The organism is Cryobacterium sp. MP_3.1 (assembly GCF_035984795.1).
Lineage (GTDB): Bacteria > Actinomycetota > Actinomycetes > Actinomycetales > Microbacteriaceae > Cryobacterium > Cryobacterium zongtaii.
In genome coordinates, this window is the sequence record NZ_JAXCHV010000049.1 from 1 (window position 1) to 17,091 (window position 17,091).

Genomic DNA, 17,091 nt, shown 5'->3' on the forward strand with positions numbered 1-17,091 from the left:
GAAAGTGCTGGGCTGGAAGACACCGGCCGAGGTCTGGGCAGAGCACTTAGTATTGAGCGAACAAGTCGGTGTTGCAACGACCAGTTGAATTCGCCGACGCTTCCGCGATCGGAGTGCCAGATTGCGTTCGGCTGGATCAGGGTAGTTGCAGCGGCATTCTTGAGAGCGTCCTCGACAAGCTCGGTGCGCATGTGATCGGCGATGGACCACCCCACGACCTTCTTTGAGAAGCAGTCGATGACCGTGGCGAGGTAGACGAACCCCTGCCACGTGTGGATGTAGGTGATATCTCCGATGAACTTCACCCCCGGATGGTCGGCGGTGAAGTCGCGTTTGACGAGGTCGGGCATGTTCGCCGCGGCCAGCGCATCGGCCTCCGTCGTGACGCGGAAGGGTCGTGGTTGGCAGGCTACGAGGCCCTCCTGGCGCATGAGCTGCCGGACGAGTTCGGGGGAACACTCCATCTGCTCGGCGACAAGGTCCGCATGGATTCGGCGATACCCGTAGGTTCCCTCGGTCTGCTCGAAGTGGTACTTGATCCGCTCCACGAGGACCTCCCGGCGGGCCGACGTCGCCGATTGCGGGCGCGTCCGCCAGTGGTAAAAACCAGACGTTGACACGTCCAACCAGCGGCACATGTTCACGACTGGATTCCGGTTTTTGGGCTCAACTTTTTGGGAGTCGATGAATTCGTACTTGCTCACTATCGCTGCTCCCGCGCGAAGTAAGCGGCCGCTTTTTTCAAGAATTGGGCCTCAGCTTTGAGCTCCTGAACTTCACGCTCGAGCTCCTTCAGACGGGCTCGCTCCGGGACCGTCAGCTCCGTCTCGGTGCCGCCGTTCGCTTCGCGGTGTTTGTTCAGCCAGTTGCGCAGCGTCTCGGGGCCGACCCCGTAGGCCTCGGCCACATCCTTGATCGGCTTGGACGTGTTGATCACCTCGCGGCACAACTCGTCTTTGAACTCTTGAGTAAATTTCCGGCGTGGTGCGGTCATGCGGTTCTCTACTTTCAGTGAACCCTCATTTTAAGAGGGCCCACTGTTCGAGATATCCGCAGCAGCCCACCCCTTCCAATCGAAACGACACTCGCCTGAAGGCTTGAATCCACCCGCAGAACCTGTTCGACGAGTTTTCTGAAGTTGTGTTGCATGATGCTGAGACCGATGCCCAATTCATACCCCCAGGGTTCTGCACGAATCGAAAGAGAAAGTGCCTCAGGCTAGCGCAACAGATGTTGTGCCGCCAACCGCCTGTGGGCTGGCCCACCGACCCCAACGGGCTGGCCGTATCGCGATGGTTGAGCGGGCAAGCGCGCACTGAGCACACGACGGCAGGATCCACAGCCTCGAGCGCGCCTCGCGCCTCATCGAATCATATGAATGCAGCCGCGGCGGCCCGGAACGCGACGGCAACGGCAACGTCCGCCTCGAAGGGCTCACGCTCTAGGACACCGCGCACGGGTGAAGGGACGACTCGGCATACGTTTCGCTAACTCCATCTGTGCCCTCTTGCAGGCAGTGAGGAGCGCCATTTTCGAGTACGTCGCAAGTATTCTGCCTGGCTCGGTCGGGGACCCAGCCTCAGCCAAGTACGTGCTACCCCTTTCGCGTTTCATTGTTTAAGAACTGGATGGTTCTCGAGACACGCTACTTCGGCTCGCCGGCTCCCAAAGTCCAGATGATCTCGGCGAGTGACTCAATGACGGGGCGGAACAAAGTGAAGTCGGAGAACAGGCCCGTATGCCCGTCGTGAGACAAGGTTGTCCAGGCTCCCGACATCTCGCAATGGGTGGGAATACGCCGGTTCGGGCGACCTCTGCAATGCGGCGCGGATCCACCCGTCTGCCCGATGGTGCTGGAGCGCTCCCGTATACCGCCGTTTCGCGAGGCGTGCTGTCGCAGGAAATTACGATATCTGACCAGATAATCTCGCCCATTTGGGGGCTGGCCCACCGCGTTCCCCACGCGGTAACGTTTGGTCATGCTGGCTCGCATGCCTTCTGAGGGGCATGAACGATGGTTCCACGCGAGAGGACACGAATGACAACCCTTCGTGTCCCCAATCATCGCCGCGTGGCCGCTTCAGGAGGTGAACGCCAGCGGAAGCACAAGCTTCTAGGTATTTTGGCCATGAGCTGCGTTGCTACGACTCTGACCCTGACCGGTTGCGCGCCAGGCAACGCCATGACAGATGCCGACCTTTCTGATGCGTACTCCAATCTCGGCGCATTCGGGTCGACCGCGCAACAGATCGACGCCGAATTCGATCTCGAGCCGGACTTCGCGGATTGGGCGGATGTGCGGGATTCCAACTGCAGTGGCGCCGACGCAGCACGCAGCACGTTAGAGGGTGGTTTTGGGCCTACAACGATGCTCACGCTCAGCGACGAGGAGCAGGGAATCGTCTCCACGGAGTCCTGGGCCGGCGCGCTGACGAGCACGTGCCCACAGGTTCTCGACGTCTGGGAGTGGGACGCGGATAGTCGAAGTGCCTTTGCGCTTGCGGACCCGGAGTGGGAGAGGTGGGTTCAGCCCGATCCAACACCGATCCCTCCCCCTGCGCTGCTCTCTGGCGGGGAGAGCGGCGACGGAAGCTGGGTCATGGGCGTAGATGGAGACGGCTACTCCGTTCAGTGCGCCGACGGAGAAATATCCAACTCTGGAGGCATTCAAGGCGCTTGCTCGGGCCACGGCGGAGTCGGATGATCTAACAGTCGGCATCCCTAGCCGTTGCCCCGCTCCTGCCTACGCCAGATCCAACGCTTTGCTCTGAGCGGCTCTCCAATGAGTTGAAAGCTGAAGGTCAATGAGCGTTCCCAACTGGCACCCCGCCGTTCAACGTCGGCTCGCAGCCCTGGCGGCGAATTCCGTGCCAATGAAGCGTTCGTCTTACGAGCTGCTCCGGATGTTCCCTCCTGGCCAAGCAATCAACGGCGTATTTCCCCGAACGACCTCGCGGTCGTAGGCTCGCGCTAAGTAGGGCACTCAGGTGTCCGCGAATCGAGGGGTGGTCGAAATGGAATTCAGTGCTCTTTTTTGGTGGAACTTCTGGGTGGTAGTCCAGGTTCTCGTTGTGGTTGGGGTCGTCGTGGCTCTGGGGCTTTTCATCCGCTGGGGGCGGCGCAAGAGCGCCATTCTTGAGGCGAGCCAACCCACGGAAGGTCACGGGCCCGCTGCCGGTAAGTAGCGGGTTCAAGTCCCCCGCAGGAGGTTTTTCTGGGAACGACCCTGGCTCGTAGAGTACTGAGCATGCGAGCAACAGAAACAGTCCATGCCGAGCCGCGCGACTCCATTGACTCGCCTGCCTATCGCGTGAACTTCTGGCAACGACCCTCACCCGAGCCTGCATGGAATCTGGACGCCTACGTCCTCACAGACGTCGAGGACATCACCGAAGTACTCCAATGGGTGGACGAGCACGCAGCCGGACGCCGTTTTGAGGTATTTGTGGAGATGAACGAGGAACCAGAGCGCTCGTTCCAGAGCCCGCGAATGACTGGGCTCATTCGGTTGCTTGGAAGCAACCCCAATGCTGGCGAAACCGTTGAGATCGTCCGCCTCGAAAAGATGTAGCTTCTGGCGATTCAGGTGCTTGGGCGCCCGCATGACGTTGGTTCATCGAGTTCAGTTCTTGGCCCGATTGGAACTGGGAGGCTTTCAGCACGTCCCTTTCGATAGCCTAAATGTTGTGGAGACGCCGAGTGGTACCTATGACGCCGAAGCTGATGCCGCCTACTTCTACGTAGTTGCTCACATCGGCGACGACGAAGCGGTCCAGCAGGAAATGATCGATAGACCGGACGGCTACGTCGGCCTTGATTTCGACCGACAGGGTCGACTGCTGGGCGTGGAAGTCATTGGTGCTCGAGCGCAACTGCGAGCAGAAACCCTCAACGCGCTGCGCAGAATCGACGTCTGAAGACCACCGTTCGAGATTGCTGACGAACTAACTGACCCCTGAACACCTCCTGCCAGCAGATCTGATCTCAATCCCACGACCGTCCGTAGACGGTCCCCTGAGCGGGATCTGCATACCGCCCGGTCACTGACATTCGGTATCCGACGGGTTTGAAGGTGTCTGATAGCAGTGGCGTTTCCCTGCACCGTCGGCTCCCGCGGACATGTAGAATCGCGGGCGTGACAAAAGACCGGTGGGGCGCACTCGGATTCGGACTAGCCATCCACCTGGCTCGTTTCGGCGTCATCATGGCAACTCTCGTCTTTGCACCACTATTCGGAATCTCTGGTTGGTACTTGGGCCTCGCGGCAAACGTTGCCTGCGTGGTCTTCGTGGCCATCGTCGTGACCGCGCGGGGGCTATGGAGAACATCGGGAGTGCTGGTCTTATGGCGTGGCCGCATTGCGCTGCTTCTGCTGCTCCCACTCCTCGCAGAAGTACTCTCCTGGGCGGTGCCAGCGGGCTTGAGAAACCAAGAACCAGGATTCGGCCTATGGGCGCTAACGCTCCTTCTCGTCGGCGTAAACGAGGAACTCACGAGCAGGGTCGTCGTACTGGAGCGGATGCGACACTCATTCCCGCCGGTCGCAGCCGTAGCAGCCACCGCGTCGCTGTTCGGGTTGCAACACCTGTCCGCTTTTGCGACCACATCACGGACGGCGGACGACATCCTGCTGAACGTGGTCGCCTCCGCTTGCTACGGGTTCGTGCTAGCAGCCTTCCAGTACCGCTACCGATGGGTGAGCCCGCTCATCTTGCTCCACGCTGCCGCCGACTTCACCACAGTGCTGACCCTTCGCCCACTCTCGGACCCCACGATCGCAGTCACCCTCGTCATGTTTGTCGCCCTCGGCCTCACCATCCTTAGCCGCACGACCACTCGGGCAGTGACAAGCGCTCTGCCATCACCCCCGGTTAGTCCGTGAGAGGTTCGGGCTACGGGCGGGCGTTGTCGAACGGCAGGCCATGTGACACGCTAAGTGACGGCAGCGGTATAGCCCTTGACAGGAAAGGAACTGTGATGGCCTCCATCGCGCACGACACACTGACGTTTTCGCAATCGATTGACGCTCCACGCTCCGTGGTCTGGGCGGCAATTGCAGACTCGGTTCAACGCACCGTTTGGGGCGTTCCAGCGGGGGAAGCCCAGGTATACGACGAATCCGATTTCCGCGTGGGAGGTCGGGACGTCTACCGTTGTGGCCCGCCGGAAACCTTCGAATTCAGCGGAGTGGCCGAGTATCTCCAGATCGTTCCGGAATCTCTCATCGTTCACACTGACGTTGTGGCGGTCGAGGGACAGATCCTCGCTGTAGCCCTCTTGACCTGGCAGTTCGAGACTCAGAACGGGGCAACTCGGGTTCAACTCACGGATCAGGTTACCTCATTCGTCGGGACCGACATGATCGACGGGCACCGTAATGGTCATACGAAAGCCCTTGAACAACTCCGCGCATTCGTCGAAGGCTAAGCGGGAAACACGCTACTCAAGGTCGCGCGTCCCGCAGACCGTTCCCCATACGGGACCGGAGCAAGAGGCGTCGACGGCTCGGACGAGCAGTGCAGACGAATTCTTAGCGCGACAGGCGGCGAAGCCACCCGGAGAACGCGGTCTCCCACAACTCAGGGCTTCTGTTCCATTCGAGAGTGTGCGGTGCAGCGGGCAACTCGACGAGCTCGACTCGTTCCTTTTGGGCATCCGCAAACGTCCGCGACAGGGCGATCGGAATGGATCGGTCGCCGGAACTGTGCAGTACCAGCGTTGGGACGTTGAGGTCGGAGCCGTTGTTGATCCAGTTGAGGTCGGAGAGGCGTACCGGCTCCTGTAGGCCGGTTGCCCGCCGCCACGAGGGGCTTCCGAGCGCACAAAGCGCCAGGCGGGTCACGGGTACCGGCACGCGCGCTCGACGGCTGGCGGCGAGGACCGTCGACCGCCAATCCGTGACCGGGGCGATGAGGCACAGCCCGGCGATTCGCTCCCGATGCCGGGATGACCGGGTCAGCTGCAGCGCGATCATCGCGCCCATTGACCAGCCGACCAGGACGACATTCTCGGCTCCGTGGTCCATGGCGTAGTCGAGAGCCGCGTCCACATCGCGCCACTCGGTCTGGCCCAGCATCGACTTTCTATCGCGCGAGCTTGGGGCCTCGTGGTCGTTCCGGTACGAGACCACGAGCGACGTGAGGCCGGCACGGTGGGCGACCGGAACGCCGCGCAACGGGCCCGCCCGGGTCGCGCCTTGCCCGTGGATATGGATCGCCCAGGTCGAGGACGGCGACTGGCCGGTAGGAGCGTCGAAGCGGTAAGCCGGCGCGGGACCGAGCGCGGTCGGGACGGTGACGGCGGTGAACGGTAGGCCGACATCCGCTGCCTCAGACGGCACGACACCGCTCCACCGCGCCGATTGGCCTGCTCGAAGCGGAATACCGCGGGAGCTGATTACCTCGCGCGTGACGAGGGATGCACGGTCATCGACGGCGATGACCCGCCCGAGCTGCGCGTAGCCGCGGCCGGAGTCGAACCAGATCGCGTAGTGGCCGGGTGCTCGTGTCGCCTCGTTCAAGGGCAGGGTCACGGCGCGGGGTGCATAAACATCGTCGACCGCGATCACGCGGAGGGGTTCGCGCCTCGACGCATCCGTTCCCACGATCTGTTTGACGACGGCCAGGCTCGCAACAGCGATGCCGCCGACGGCGAGAGCGCCCGCGGCCAGGACGTAGCCGAATTTCACGCGGATGCGCTCTGCGCGCCGATGTGCGTCTCGGTCGCCGTGAGCAACGCGAGATCCTCATCGGAGAGCCGATCGCGAACGCTCGGGTCAAACAGGAGAGCGTCACGGATCTCAACCAACGTGCGGTGCACAACGGTGTCGACGTCGCGCGATGCCACGCCTGGGGTGTGTCGGTGACTCTCGTCACCCAACTCGACGTGTTGGGCGGACACGTCGTGCCAGATGCGAGTGAGGTCAGGGAGAACGCCGCGCAGTTTGCGCCGGTCTATCCGCTTGGTGACCCAGCCCAGAATCGGAGGAAGGGACAATCCCAGGCAGAGCAGCAAGATAGCGGCCAGGTTCAGCACGTCGTATGCACTCGCAAACAGCGCCAGTAGCGACATCGCCCCGAAGACATGCGCGAGATCCATGCCTACGACGCTAAGCACGGTGAGGACGGCGGCGCCACAGCCGGCGCCAACGATACGGAATCCGAGTCGACGAGCTGGGGTACTCATACGCCCGGCAAAGCGCAGGCAGATCGTTCCCGTCAGGGCGACGACGATGCCCAAATAGGTGAACTGGATAAGCGAGTAGGCGGCAGCTGCAGGTTGGTTGCCGAAGTCCTGCATGAACGATCCCGAAGTCTGGGGCGCATCGATGAAAACAAAAGACACGACCATAAGTGAGGCCGCCATGATGGCACCGATCCGAAACGGTCTGTCTGTCGTGCACGCGCGGCTGGGCGACGATGCTCGCAAGATGGCGCGAGACAGGAAATAGACACCCAAGAGAAGCAGAAGATTCGCGGGTAGGTCCGCATAGTTACGGCCCCCGAGGAGCCCGTCTGCCGCGAAGTACACCGCGTCGATGTTCAAAGTCAGCGAGACAGCAATCATGATGGCGGCGTAGAGGATGCTCTGATCAGTGCGTCGGCGGGTACCGATCGCCAGCGCGCCCACGAGAACCCAGAGGGCCAGGGCGATGATCAGTTGCATTATCCGAAGACTCCCTCAAAGCCCTCGGGCTCTTTGGTGCTGGTGCGGATGGCGCTGGTCAGGAGGTCGGCCAGCGCTTCGGCGGCCAATTCGAATTCGTCGCGAAAATCGGAACGGCCGAATGCGCTCACCGGGCCATCCGCTTCGAGCAAGACACCGTGCAGGGTCGGGCCGGCGACCTCGTCGTGGCGCAAGATCATATGGGACAGCTCGTGGCAGACGATTTGCTGCCGGTGGTGTTCCGAATCGGTTTCGGCGTGGAAGATCAGATCGTCATTTTCGAGGGGCAGCCAGAGCCCGCAGATTTCGGTTCCGTTCAGCAGTGGCGAGGTCGTGATGGAGATATGCGTATTTCTCGACGCCTCGACGAGGGACACGATGCTTAGGATCGAGACTCGCGTGGGGAGGGCTAATGCCGAGCATGCGGCAGCGGCTCGTTCTCGAGGGCTGAGACGAGTCCCGGAATCCGAGTCGTCAGTTCTTTTTTTCATTGGCCGGTCCATCGATCACCTGGTTCAGAATCTCGGTGATCGCTCGCAGGGTGGGTGGTGACACCTCGCCCAGCGTCCGTGCCGCAAACGTTCTTACCTTTGCGGCGCGCATGGCCGCAATTAGTTCGTTGACTGCTGCGATTCGATCGGGTTCGACGGCATCTGGACCGCCGAGAAGATAGTCCGCGCTGACCTCAAAGTACCCAGCCAAGCCCCGCAGAAGGGCTTCGTCGGTGACCAGGTACCCGGTCCCACTGAGCATGTACGACCACCGGGCGCGGGACAGGCTTACCCCGCGGTCGTCAAGGGCGGTGGCGATCTCCCGGTAGGTCAGAGGCTGACCCCGTTCAGCGGCAACGGCATCCAGAAGCAAGTTGAGCTTGCTCGCCAGGGTACGCCTAGCTTTCTCGTCCGCGCCTGCCGGCCCGTCGGGGTGCTGTTCAGTCAATCTGGCCTCTCGCTTGTCGGTGCAATCTACAGGGTCGACCCGCCAAGTCCGTGGGCGCCGTAATGTGCACAGTCAATTTTAGCCCAGCTGGACATGCCTAGCTAGACGTGCCTAGAGTGTTAGGCATGCCCAGCACTTCGAAGACGGTGGAGAGTGACGAGCGCATGATCGAACCCATCGCTCGGCGATCGGTCGCGATCATCGTGCGCTCATTGGCGTTGAAAGGCCCACTGACTTGTGGCGAGCTGACGTCATCGACACAGGCCTTGGAAAGCTCAGTCCTCCGCGATCTAGCCGTATTAACGCAAGGCGACTTGGTTGTTGAGATGCGCAGTGATCGCAGTTCCGAAGCCACCTACGCGCTGAACAACGCGGCATTAGTCGCTGCAACAGCAGGGCACGTTGACTGCATCTTGGGGCGCTGACGGATGCCGCTGTCCATTCTTTCCGATGCCGGCCCCGTGACCGAGCACGTGGTAGCGACAGCTACGGAATGCCTCGAAAGAGTCGACATCAGGCGTTTCATTGCGACACGCCGACCCATCCTGAGTGTTTCTGTTTCAGGGAGCCGATATGGTCGGGGCATGCCACCTCAAAGGACTTACGGCGGGCGAAAGAGCAAGGGGGATCGCCAGCCCTTGCTTTCGCGTGTTCCGTCGCCGATCGCGGACGCTGTCCGCGACTGCGCTGAAGAGCGAGGAATGACGCTGAGCGACTACATCGCGTCAGTTCTCGCGCGAGACGTCGGCTTGTCCGAGCTCGTGCCCCAGGCATCCATTCACCATGATGAGGAGCTGCCCATCAACAAGGTCGCTTAAACGAAAGAGCCCGTCGCCTTCGCGACGGGCATCTATAAGTTTCGTAGCTCAAACCCTCTACAGCTTCCCGGCAACGAGGTAAGAGCTAATCCAGATCAACAGCCCTCACGGGAGGCTTCTCTATGCCACAGAGCATAGCGCACTTAGAGCTCAATGCACCCAAAGCGGTGTCTGGCGTGTCTACTACCTGGCGGACACCCACAACTGAGTGGACCCCCTGGGAACTGACGCGCCGTCTGAGTCCGCGCGACCAGGTGCGGGTGATGAAACGTGACGCGTACGGCCGTTTGGACGAGAACAGTTACCCTCTCATTTACCAGGTCGGCCCGACCGCACCCACGACGCCGTGGCTTGTGCGGATGGCTGATGAGTCCGGTATTTTCCGTCTGCTGTGTTTCGACTTCGATGGCAAGGAAGCCGGCGTGGTCTCTCCTGATCTGATGGAACGCGCCGTGGACGATTGTGATGCTCTGTCGGGGATTCTTGATCGGCTCGGGATCGCTCATGTGGTTTGCCAGTCCTCGGGAACGGGGGGCCGTCATATCTGGGTTGCCCTGCAGGGGGGCGCTGCTGCTGGCACGGTGGCTGCGCTGGCCGGTGCCGCGCATGCCAACTACGCGACCTTGGACCACGGGATGCTCTGCAACCCGCGGGAGGGTGGGGCACGGCCGCCGTTGGCCCCGCACCGTGATGGCAGCAGTTCGACGGTTCTCCGCGGCCAGCTGGCGGGTCTGCTCGCCCCGTCGGCGACGAGCAGCGACCTGGCTGCCCTGACGGGTGTCCTCGACGCGGCACGCCCGGCGCCTCGTCCGGCCGATACGAAACCGTCCGGCCCCGTTGACATCCGTTACAGCGCTCCCCGCCCCCTCAGCGCGTGGGGTCAGGGTCATATGGCTACCGTCAACGGCGGCAGCAACGCGAGCTGGACGGGATTCATGTGCCTGCTCGCGGCCGCATCGGCCGGGTGGACCCTTGCCGAGGTCGAACAGGAATCCCTTACGGCGCCGGGGATGGAACATTACCGGACCAAGAACACCAGCCGCGGCACCCGCAAACCACGCAGCCCCGCAGACGCCCGAGCGCGTCTGGAACGGCAGTGGGCCAAGGCCCAGCAGTATTCGGCGTTGCAAGCGCCTCTGACCACGTCGCAGGCACCGGCTGACTTCACCGACTTGGGCATCATTGTCGGCACCGTCGATGACCTCCTGACCCGGTTCCGGGTCTCTCCCGGCCGGTGGGGCCAGAGCGAAGCTGCCGTGTCCCAGCGCAGCATCCTGACCGCGGTGGCCTACCTGAGCCTGCAGACCGGGAAACGCACGGTCGCGGCCTCTATCCGGGATCTGGCCCTGATGGTGGGCCTGAGCCGCGACACCGCTCGGCGGGCACTCGCGGCCCTCGCGGCGGACGGGTTCCTCGTCCGAGTTGCCCTGGCTGAGGGCGGCAACGCCGCCGAATGGGGGCTAATCCCGAAGTTTTCCACAGCGCTTCGTACGGTTGCGTCACAACATTTAGATAACCCCCGCCCCCCCTCCGAACTCTTCAACCTGCGAACGTCGTTAGTGACCACGCTGGAACGCCAGCTCACAGACGGCCGCCACGACCTCTTCACCCGCCCCGGCCTCGGGCACCTCGCCGGCAAGACCTACGCCCTCCTGGCTCAGCACCCCGCCCTCACAATCGCTACGGCCGCCCGGTTGCTGGGCGTGAGCACCCGGCATACTGCCACGATTTTCAGCCGTCTCCGCACCCACCGTCTGATTGTTAAGCACGCTGATGGGTGGGCTCGGGCGAAAAAGGACCTTCGCGACAAGGCCGCGCATATCGTTGGGGTTGCTGGTCTTCTTCTGGATCGAGCACGCCGGTATCAGGTCGAACGGGACGTGTGGGCTTGGTGGCAAGCCGAGGTCACCACCATGCACGCTGGTCCCCGGCGTCGTCCTAAGGGAGTGCACGTGTCGAGCCGGCCGCTGTTTCGGGATACGAATGCCCCTGGTGAACGGGTCTGGCCTCGCTACCCGCGCTCGAGCACCCAACGCGGCGATCACCGCTCCGCACGCGAACTTGTAGACCTGGGCCTGCTGGACCCTGACAACCGCTGGCAATACCTCGGCGACGCCGCCTAAACCTGCAGGCAGCTCTATCGGTTGGTCCTTTGGGGACGTGGACGTCGACTGGTAAGCCCGCCAGCATTTCGGATGAAGGGGCCAAAGCCGAGAAGACCGACGAGGTTTGATAGTCAGGACCAGACCGTCGGGCCAGTCCACCTGGCACGACGGACATTCCCGGCCCCGATATGGAGGCAGGAACCACGTTCCTGGCTTCCCGATGTGAGGTCTTGCCCGCCCTCGCGCTCCCCGACGCCGTTCAAAGCGGACCTGAACCTAGGTAAGAGTGTCTTCGGGCGTGTTGCGTGAAGTCTTTGGTGCAGCCTTGCCAGTTTTCGTCACGTTGGTACTTGCCTTCGCTGGCTGCGTCTCTGCCCTGTCGGCGCGCGTGCGCTGCTCACGGGCATCCTGTCTTGCCTCCGCGAGTTCAGTCCGCAGCTGGGTCAGCTGTTGATCCTGAGCCAGCCGCAGATCAGCGACGCGCTGGTGGCCGTGAGCCGTTTCTCGTTCGATATCAGCACGGGCCGCGTCGCGCTCAACTGTCACAGTGGCGATATGGCTGCGGAGAGCGCTGGTTTCTTCTTTGAGTTCGTCGCGTTGTGCACGAGCTTTCTCGAGTTCCTCCCGAACACCGACCGCGTTGGCCTCGGCTCGGTGTGCGCGCTCGGCTTCCGCATTTGCGCGGTCAACGGCTCCGCGGGCCCGCTCATCGGCTTCCGCTTGTGCCGTTGCCGCAGCCTCGGCACGCGCCACTGCGGCCTCGCGGACCTGTTCCGTTTCGGCGAGTCGTGTTTGACTGAATGTGAGCTGCTCACGCAGCTCGGCGAGGTCGGCCTGAGACTTTAGATCGCGGGTCTCCCCTGCGTTTCGGGTCTCAGCGAGTTCAGCGGTGACCTGGTTCAAGACCTCCCCCTGAGTCTCGAGCTGCTCGATGGCCCCAGCGAGATTAGCTTTCTGCTGGTCGGCAAGCTCTGAAGCCTCCACGGCCGCAGCATCGGCCTCAATTCGCTCCACTTCGGCTTTGCGCTGAGCCTGTTCAGCCCGGCTCGCTCGAGCGGATGCGGCCGCCACCTGTTCCGCAGCATCCGCAGTGACGGACTCGATCTGCGCCTCGGCGGCATCTGGGTCGGCCACGGTTCGCAGCTCCTCGACCAGCGCGTTTAGCTGCACACCGAGGTGCTCGACCATTCCAGCGACCTGGCCGCGGATCTCGCTGGCACGTTGGCGTGCAGCGTCGACCGGGCGCTTGTCGTCGTCGAGGTTGCGGGTGGGCTCGGCGGTGAGCTTGCGTCGGGCACGCCATGCCGCGGCCCGATTGTGTCCCTCGTCATCGCAATATTCGGGCGGCCGGCCGGTGCCAGCTTCGGCGGCGATCGCTGGGCGGTCGCAGCCAGGGAATCGGCACGTGCGCTGTTCGGTCTGCGTCTGCTCCTGGTCGTTCATAGCGTCAGCGTAGCAGAACGGAATATTAAACAACGAAACGTAACTAAATACGAAACGTAACTAAACCTTTTATCGCCATATGTATGGTACTTGTTATAGCACTACGTATTGCAGTTTTAAAAATTAGATGCAAAGCCATAAGTAAGGCGATCTGGTGAGCTATGCTGATAGCAATTGTTATTGCAGTTTGCACAATAAGGAAGTCCACCATGGCTATTGCACGCACTGTCGCTGTTGAGCAGGGTAAGGGAGGAGTCGGAAAGACCAGCCTTGTCGCCAACGTCGGCGGCCTGGCTGCGGCAGCGGGCGTGCGTACCCTGATTGTGGACCTCGACCCCCAGGGCAACGTCGCACGGGACCTCGGCTTCGCGCCATCCGACGGACAAGAGCTCTTCAACGCCTTCGCGACCGGGGGCAGCCTGCCCGTACTCAAAGACGTCCGGCCCAGCCTCGATGTCGTGCCCGGAGGCCCGGCAGTCGGTGACATCGCCGGCCTCAACTTTTCGTGGCAGCAGCGAGGTGCCGGCGACTTCGGAGTTCAGCTCGAGCGCACGCTGGGCGCAATCGCGGGGGAGTACGACCTGATCCTGCTTGACACGCCTCCAGGAGACCGAGTGATCGCCGAGGGCGCCCTGGCCGTGGCGACATCCGTTGTCATTCCGACGCGGTCTGACGAAGCCAGCATCGACGGTGTCGCCCGAGTCGCGGAACGGTTCCAAAACGTGGCCGCGCGCAACCCGCAGCTGCGCCTCGCGGGTGTCGTTCTCTTCGCGGTTGGGTCTCGTTCCGTTCGCCTCGAGAGGGACGTGCGCGCGGCACTGACGGATCTGCTCGGTGGGGTCGCGCCCGTTTTCGAGACTCGCATTCGTCACCTCGACAGCGCCGCCGTCGACGCGCGCAGCCGGGGGCTGTTGATTCACGAGCTGGAGCAAGCTGCACGGGATGACCGCACGGCCAGGCTTACCGCGCTCAAGGCCAAGGAGAAGCCGGCCGATGGATTGTTCGTGCGCGATGCGAGCGGTCTGGCGGAGGACTACGAGAACCTGACCCGTGAGATTCTCACGGCACTGAGCCAGATCCAGGACGAGGTCGTGACCGCATGAACGCCGGCATGATCAAGCGCTCCAGTGTCGGCACCAGCTTCACGACTCCGAAGACCAGCGGGGCGGAGCCCAAGGACCGGGCCGCAGGCTTGGCGGGGCTCCTGCCGCCCCGCCCGCCGGCATCCGTGATGCCCGAGCCTTCGGTCAAGACTGCACTGGAACCGGAAGTAACTCCTGCCGCGACCGTGCTCCCTGTGCCGCAGTCATCAGCTGCCACTCGGCCCGTCACATCCAGCGCAGGCGGGCGAGGGGTTGCCACCATCGGTGTGTATCTGGCCCCGCTGACGCTCGAGCGTGCTCGGGAGGTCTCCCTCGCCCGTCGTATCACCTACACTGATCTGCTCGTGGAGGCGTTTGACTTTGTCACGGATACCCAACTCGCAGCAGAGTTCGTGCCCGTGGAGCCGCTCGTCCAGGGAAAGGCGATGCCGACCCGTGCGCGTCGTCGACGCGGGACCGCGGGGATCCAAATGAATCTGCGACTCAGTGACGAACAGCGCGAGTGGCTCGATGCCAAGGTTCTCGCTCTCGGCGCGCCTTCGCGGTCTGCCTTGGTCGCTGAAGCTCTTCGACTGCACCTGAGCCCGTCGCAATAACATTGATGGATCGACCGACGGGTAACCGGTTGATCGACGTGGCGCTCCTTCGCGGTTTGTCGCCCAGTCTGCGGGCTTCTGCGAGCACCGAACCTCCCATTGGAATGTTCAACGGCAGCAAATCATCACTTTCGAACATCCTCAGACCATTCCACCCGCAGCCCGTCCGTGTCGGTTGTACTTCGGAAGTCGACGGGGCCATATGGGGCCACGGCGAAGTGCTGCTCGGCGAAGCGAATGCGCATGGCCTCGTCCCAATCAAGGTCATCAAGGTTCAGAGTGTCCTTCGTCTCTCGCACCAGGTAAAGACGCTCTGTGCCATTCTCGGCATAAACGATTGCCCAGTCCGGCGAGTACTCACCGACTGGCGTACGGACCCGAAACCGCCGGGGCAGTTTGGCAAACAGCTTCACGTGCTCGGTATTGTTCTCCAGTTGTGCGGCGAAGGTGCGCTCCACGTGGCTGTCGTACACTGCGTGGTCGAAAAGATTTAACCCACCTGCGGGAGCCGCCACTGCACCGTAACTTGGGTCAAGCCCAGCCGTTGAAGCGGGTGGGTTAATCGTCTCGGCGTCGACGAAGACAACTTCTGCGTCCCAGGAATCCTCTTCGGGCGATGGCTCGTATCCGATGTGCTTCACCATCTCCTCGATGGTCACCGTGCGGATCGTCGCAGCTACCAGTCGTGCCCATCGATCGGGATCGTAGATTGCCCGATGTTGGATCTTCGCCGGTAGAGCCGCAAGGATACGTCGCACGGTCTGCCGCGTGAGCTGCAATGGATACTTCGTGGCCAACAGCTGATCTTCAACAAGGCGCACCAAATCCGGCAATCGTTGGCCGACGATGACAAGAGACTCTCCCTGGCTTTCTGACACGACGGCGTCATTGGTAATGACCAGTCCCTCGTCGTCATAAACCAAATCGGCTGCCTGAACGACGTTGGCACGACGCGCCAGGTCACCGATTGGTTCAAGGTGTTCAGATTGAGCCATAGCAGCAGGCAGGACGGCTGGATCGAGCGTCACCCGATAACGTGCCTTGTAACGAATACGCCCCCAGAGCTGCTTGAATTCCGGGCTCATAAACTTGTCATTGCGGCGATAAACGATCACTTCATTGTCCGCGTCGTCAGGCTCAGGACCGCCACCGCCGGTGTCTCCACCCGCCGCGATGTATTCCAAGTTGAGACCCTTGCGAAATTCTGCAAAGGATTCATCAACGATCAGGGTCAACCGACAGGTTGCCGCATCGGCGATTCGGTGCCCTGACTCATCTACTGGCAGACGTAAGCCTCGCCCAATTTGCTGGCGACGCTCGAGATCCGAGCGGGTGTGCCGGAGGAAGCCAACCTGAAACACGTTCGGGTTGTCCCAGCCTTCTTTCAACGCCGAGTGGGAAAAGATAAAGGAACGCGGGTTGCTCTTGGTCAGGATTAATTCTTTGTTGGCAATGATTTCTTCATAGGCCCGCGCTTCGAACTCGGCGTCAGAGGCGTTGCCCTTAGTGTCCTTGTAGATGCCGGTCTTGGTCGACGGGAAGTAATGGACCCGCAACGTCGCCGGGTCTGGGCAATCGTTTTCTGCATTACCAAACCGCACCCACTCCTCGCGGAATAGGGCATCGAACATCGCTGGCAAAACAGGGTCTGGATGATCCTTCACCGCAACGTAGTCAGCCACGCGCTCAACAAAGAACAACGACAAAACCTTGACTTCGCGCCCGGTTCCGTCGATCTGCGCTTGACGCGACAGGTGCTGTCGGATGGTGTGTCGAACCTGGTCGCGCCACATGGCCGCGCGATCAACACCAATCTCCTGACCAACACGTACTTCTCGACCACCCTCGAAAATGACGCGGTCAGGCTTGCGCTCGAAGTGATCAACAATCAGCCCTCGGTAGGCCTCGAGCTCCTCCGATTCCTCAAAGAGATTCGAACCGTTTCGAAGGACGATCTCAACGCGTTTCGGCCCATCCTTTGAAGCTTGATCGATGACGACATCGGCCATCATCTGCCTCTTGACGCTCCGGAGCTTCTTGACCGCCAAGTATGGCTCGCCCGAGCCACCAGCGACTATTCCCTTAACCGAGACCTTCTTCACCAGGCCCGCCTCGCTCGCCGCCTTTGCGCCCAGGCGATGCACCAGGTTGAACACCTCACGGTGCGTAGCGCTATACCGAAGGACGAAAAGTGGGTTCAGTGTGGCGATCGCCCGCCGACGAAGCTCCGTGGCCATGTTCTGCGGCTCATCGACAATTACCACCGGAGAGGTACCCGCGATACTGGCGATGCCGCTCATCGAATCGGTCCAGAGCTGCGGCTGTTCTGAACCGTCCCGGGTTTCATGCCGCCGTTTTGTTGGCGGCTTCGATATTTATCGGGCCGTTTGTTTCAGCGTAGTAGTTGCTTTCATATTCCTCG

15 protein-coding genes and 1 pseudogene are annotated in these 17,091 nt (G+C 61.8%); 9 read left to right on the forward strand and 7 right to left on the reverse strand.

What is annotated here, in order from left to right; genetic code table 11:
* Positions 1 to 95 precede the first annotated feature (95 nt).
* Positions 96 to 994 (reverse strand): annotated as a pseudogene (locus tag RCH12_RS17885) (IS3 family transposase); the annotation flags it as partial.
* Between the two features lie 1,188 nt (positions 995 to 2,182).
* Between RCH12_RS17885 and RCH12_RS17890 the strand changes: the two are divergent.
* The 5 genes from RCH12_RS17890 (at position 2,183) to RCH12_RS17910 (ending at position 5,427) form a co-directional block, all read left to right on the forward strand.
* The gene (locus tag RCH12_RS17890; protein ID WP_327017789.1) at positions 2,183 to 2,704 is read left to right on the forward strand and encodes a hypothetical protein; all 522 of its coding nucleotides are present in this window, start codon (positions 2,183 to 2,185) and stop codon (positions 2,702 to 2,704) included.
* A 543-nt stretch (positions 2,705 to 3,247) separates the two neighbouring features.
* Positions 3,248 to 3,571 carry a hypothetical protein gene (locus tag RCH12_RS17895; protein ID WP_327017790.1) on the forward strand — a complete coding sequence of 108 codons (324 nt, stop codon included), beginning with the start codon at positions 3,248 to 3,250 and terminating at the stop codon, positions 3,569 to 3,571.
* 115 nt (positions 3,572 to 3,686) lie between these two features.
* Positions 3,687 to 3,917 (forward strand): DUF2283 domain-containing protein, encoded by a 231-nt coding sequence (locus RCH12_RS17900; protein ID WP_327017791.1) that lies wholly within the window; start codon positions 3,687 to 3,689, stop codon positions 3,915 to 3,917.
* A gap of 218 nt (positions 3,918 to 4,135) precedes the next feature.
* Positions 4,136 to 4,882, forward strand: coding sequence for a CPBP family intramembrane glutamic endopeptidase (locus RCH12_RS17905; RefSeq protein ID WP_327017792.1), 747 nt, complete (start codon positions 4,136 to 4,138; stop codon positions 4,880 to 4,882).
* A 95-nt stretch (positions 4,883 to 4,977) separates the two neighbouring features.
* Complete coding sequence (locus RCH12_RS17910) at positions 4,978 to 5,427, forward strand: SRPBCC domain-containing protein (RefSeq protein WP_327017793.1); 450 nt, start codon at positions 4,978 to 4,980, stop codon at positions 5,425 to 5,427.
* A gap of 103 nt (positions 5,428 to 5,530) precedes the next feature.
* On the opposite strand, the gene RCH12_RS17915 is transcribed toward RCH12_RS17910, so the two are convergent.
* The 4 genes from RCH12_RS17915 to RCH12_RS17930 form a co-directional block, all read right to left on the reverse strand.
* Entirely contained in the window at positions 5,531 to 6,688 is a 1,158-nt protein-coding gene (locus tag RCH12_RS17915) for an alpha/beta hydrolase family protein (protein ID WP_327017794.1), read from the reverse strand.
* On the reverse strand, positions 6,685 to 7,665 hold the full coding sequence (locus RCH12_RS17920; RefSeq protein WP_327017795.1) for a hypothetical protein: 981 nt from the start codon (positions 7,663 to 7,665) through the stop codon (positions 6,685 to 6,687). The genes RCH12_RS17915 and RCH12_RS17920 overlap by 4 nt, the downstream gene beginning before the upstream one ends.
* On the reverse strand, positions 7,665 to 8,042 hold the full coding sequence (locus tag RCH12_RS17925; RefSeq protein WP_327017796.1) for a hypothetical protein: 378 nt from the start codon (positions 8,040 to 8,042) through the stop codon (positions 7,665 to 7,667). Before RCH12_RS17925 ends, RCH12_RS17920 begins: the two co-directional genes overlap by 1 nt.
* 97 nt (positions 8,043 to 8,139) lie before the next feature.
* A complete protein-coding gene (locus RCH12_RS17930; protein ID WP_327017797.1) occupies positions 8,140 to 8,604 on the reverse strand; it encodes a hypothetical protein in 465 nt (154 codons plus the stop codon).
* Positions 8,605 to 8,729: 125 nt separating this feature from the next.
* Between RCH12_RS17930 and RCH12_RS17935 the strand changes: the two genes are divergently transcribed.
* Both RCH12_RS17935 and RCH12_RS17940 read left to right on the forward strand, forming a co-directional pair.
* Positions 8,730 to 9,029 carry a hypothetical protein gene (locus RCH12_RS17935; RefSeq protein WP_327017798.1) on the forward strand — a complete coding sequence of 100 codons (300 nt, stop codon included), beginning with the start codon at positions 8,730 to 8,732 and terminating at the stop codon, positions 9,027 to 9,029.
* Between the two features lie 656 nt (positions 9,030 to 9,685).
* Complete coding sequence (locus tag RCH12_RS17940) at positions 9,686 to 11,545, forward strand: hypothetical protein (protein WP_327017799.1); 1,860 nt, start codon at positions 9,686 to 9,688, stop codon at positions 11,543 to 11,545.
* 258 nt (positions 11,546 to 11,803) lie between these two features.
* Here the strand turns inward: RCH12_RS17940 and RCH12_RS17945 are convergent, their stop codons facing one another.
* The gene (locus tag RCH12_RS17945; protein ID WP_327017800.1) at positions 11,804 to 12,970 is read right to left on the reverse strand and encodes a hypothetical protein; all 1,167 of its coding nucleotides are present in this window, start codon (positions 12,968 to 12,970) and stop codon (positions 11,804 to 11,806) included.
* 209 nt (positions 12,971 to 13,179) lie between these two features.
* Here RCH12_RS17945 and RCH12_RS17950 point away from each other — a divergent pair, with 209 nt between their 5' ends.
* Positions 13,180 to 14,073, forward strand: coding sequence for a ParA family protein (locus RCH12_RS17950; protein WP_327017801.1), 894 nt, complete (start codon positions 13,180 to 13,182; stop codon positions 14,071 to 14,073).
* Positions 14,070 to 14,669, forward strand: coding sequence for a ribbon-helix-helix domain-containing protein (locus RCH12_RS17955; RefSeq protein WP_327017802.1), 600 nt, complete (start codon positions 14,070 to 14,072; stop codon positions 14,667 to 14,669). Before RCH12_RS17950 ends, RCH12_RS17955 begins: the two co-directional genes overlap by 4 nt.
* Positions 14,670 to 14,794: 125 nt before the next feature.
* Here RCH12_RS17955 and RCH12_RS17960 read toward each other — a convergent pair whose 3' ends face one another.
* The gene (locus RCH12_RS17960; RefSeq protein WP_327017803.1) at positions 14,795 to 16,969 is read right to left on the reverse strand and encodes a restriction endonuclease; all 2,175 of its coding nucleotides are present in this window, start codon (positions 16,967 to 16,969) and stop codon (positions 14,795 to 14,797) included.
* Positions 16,970 to 17,091 lie beyond the last annotated feature (122 nt).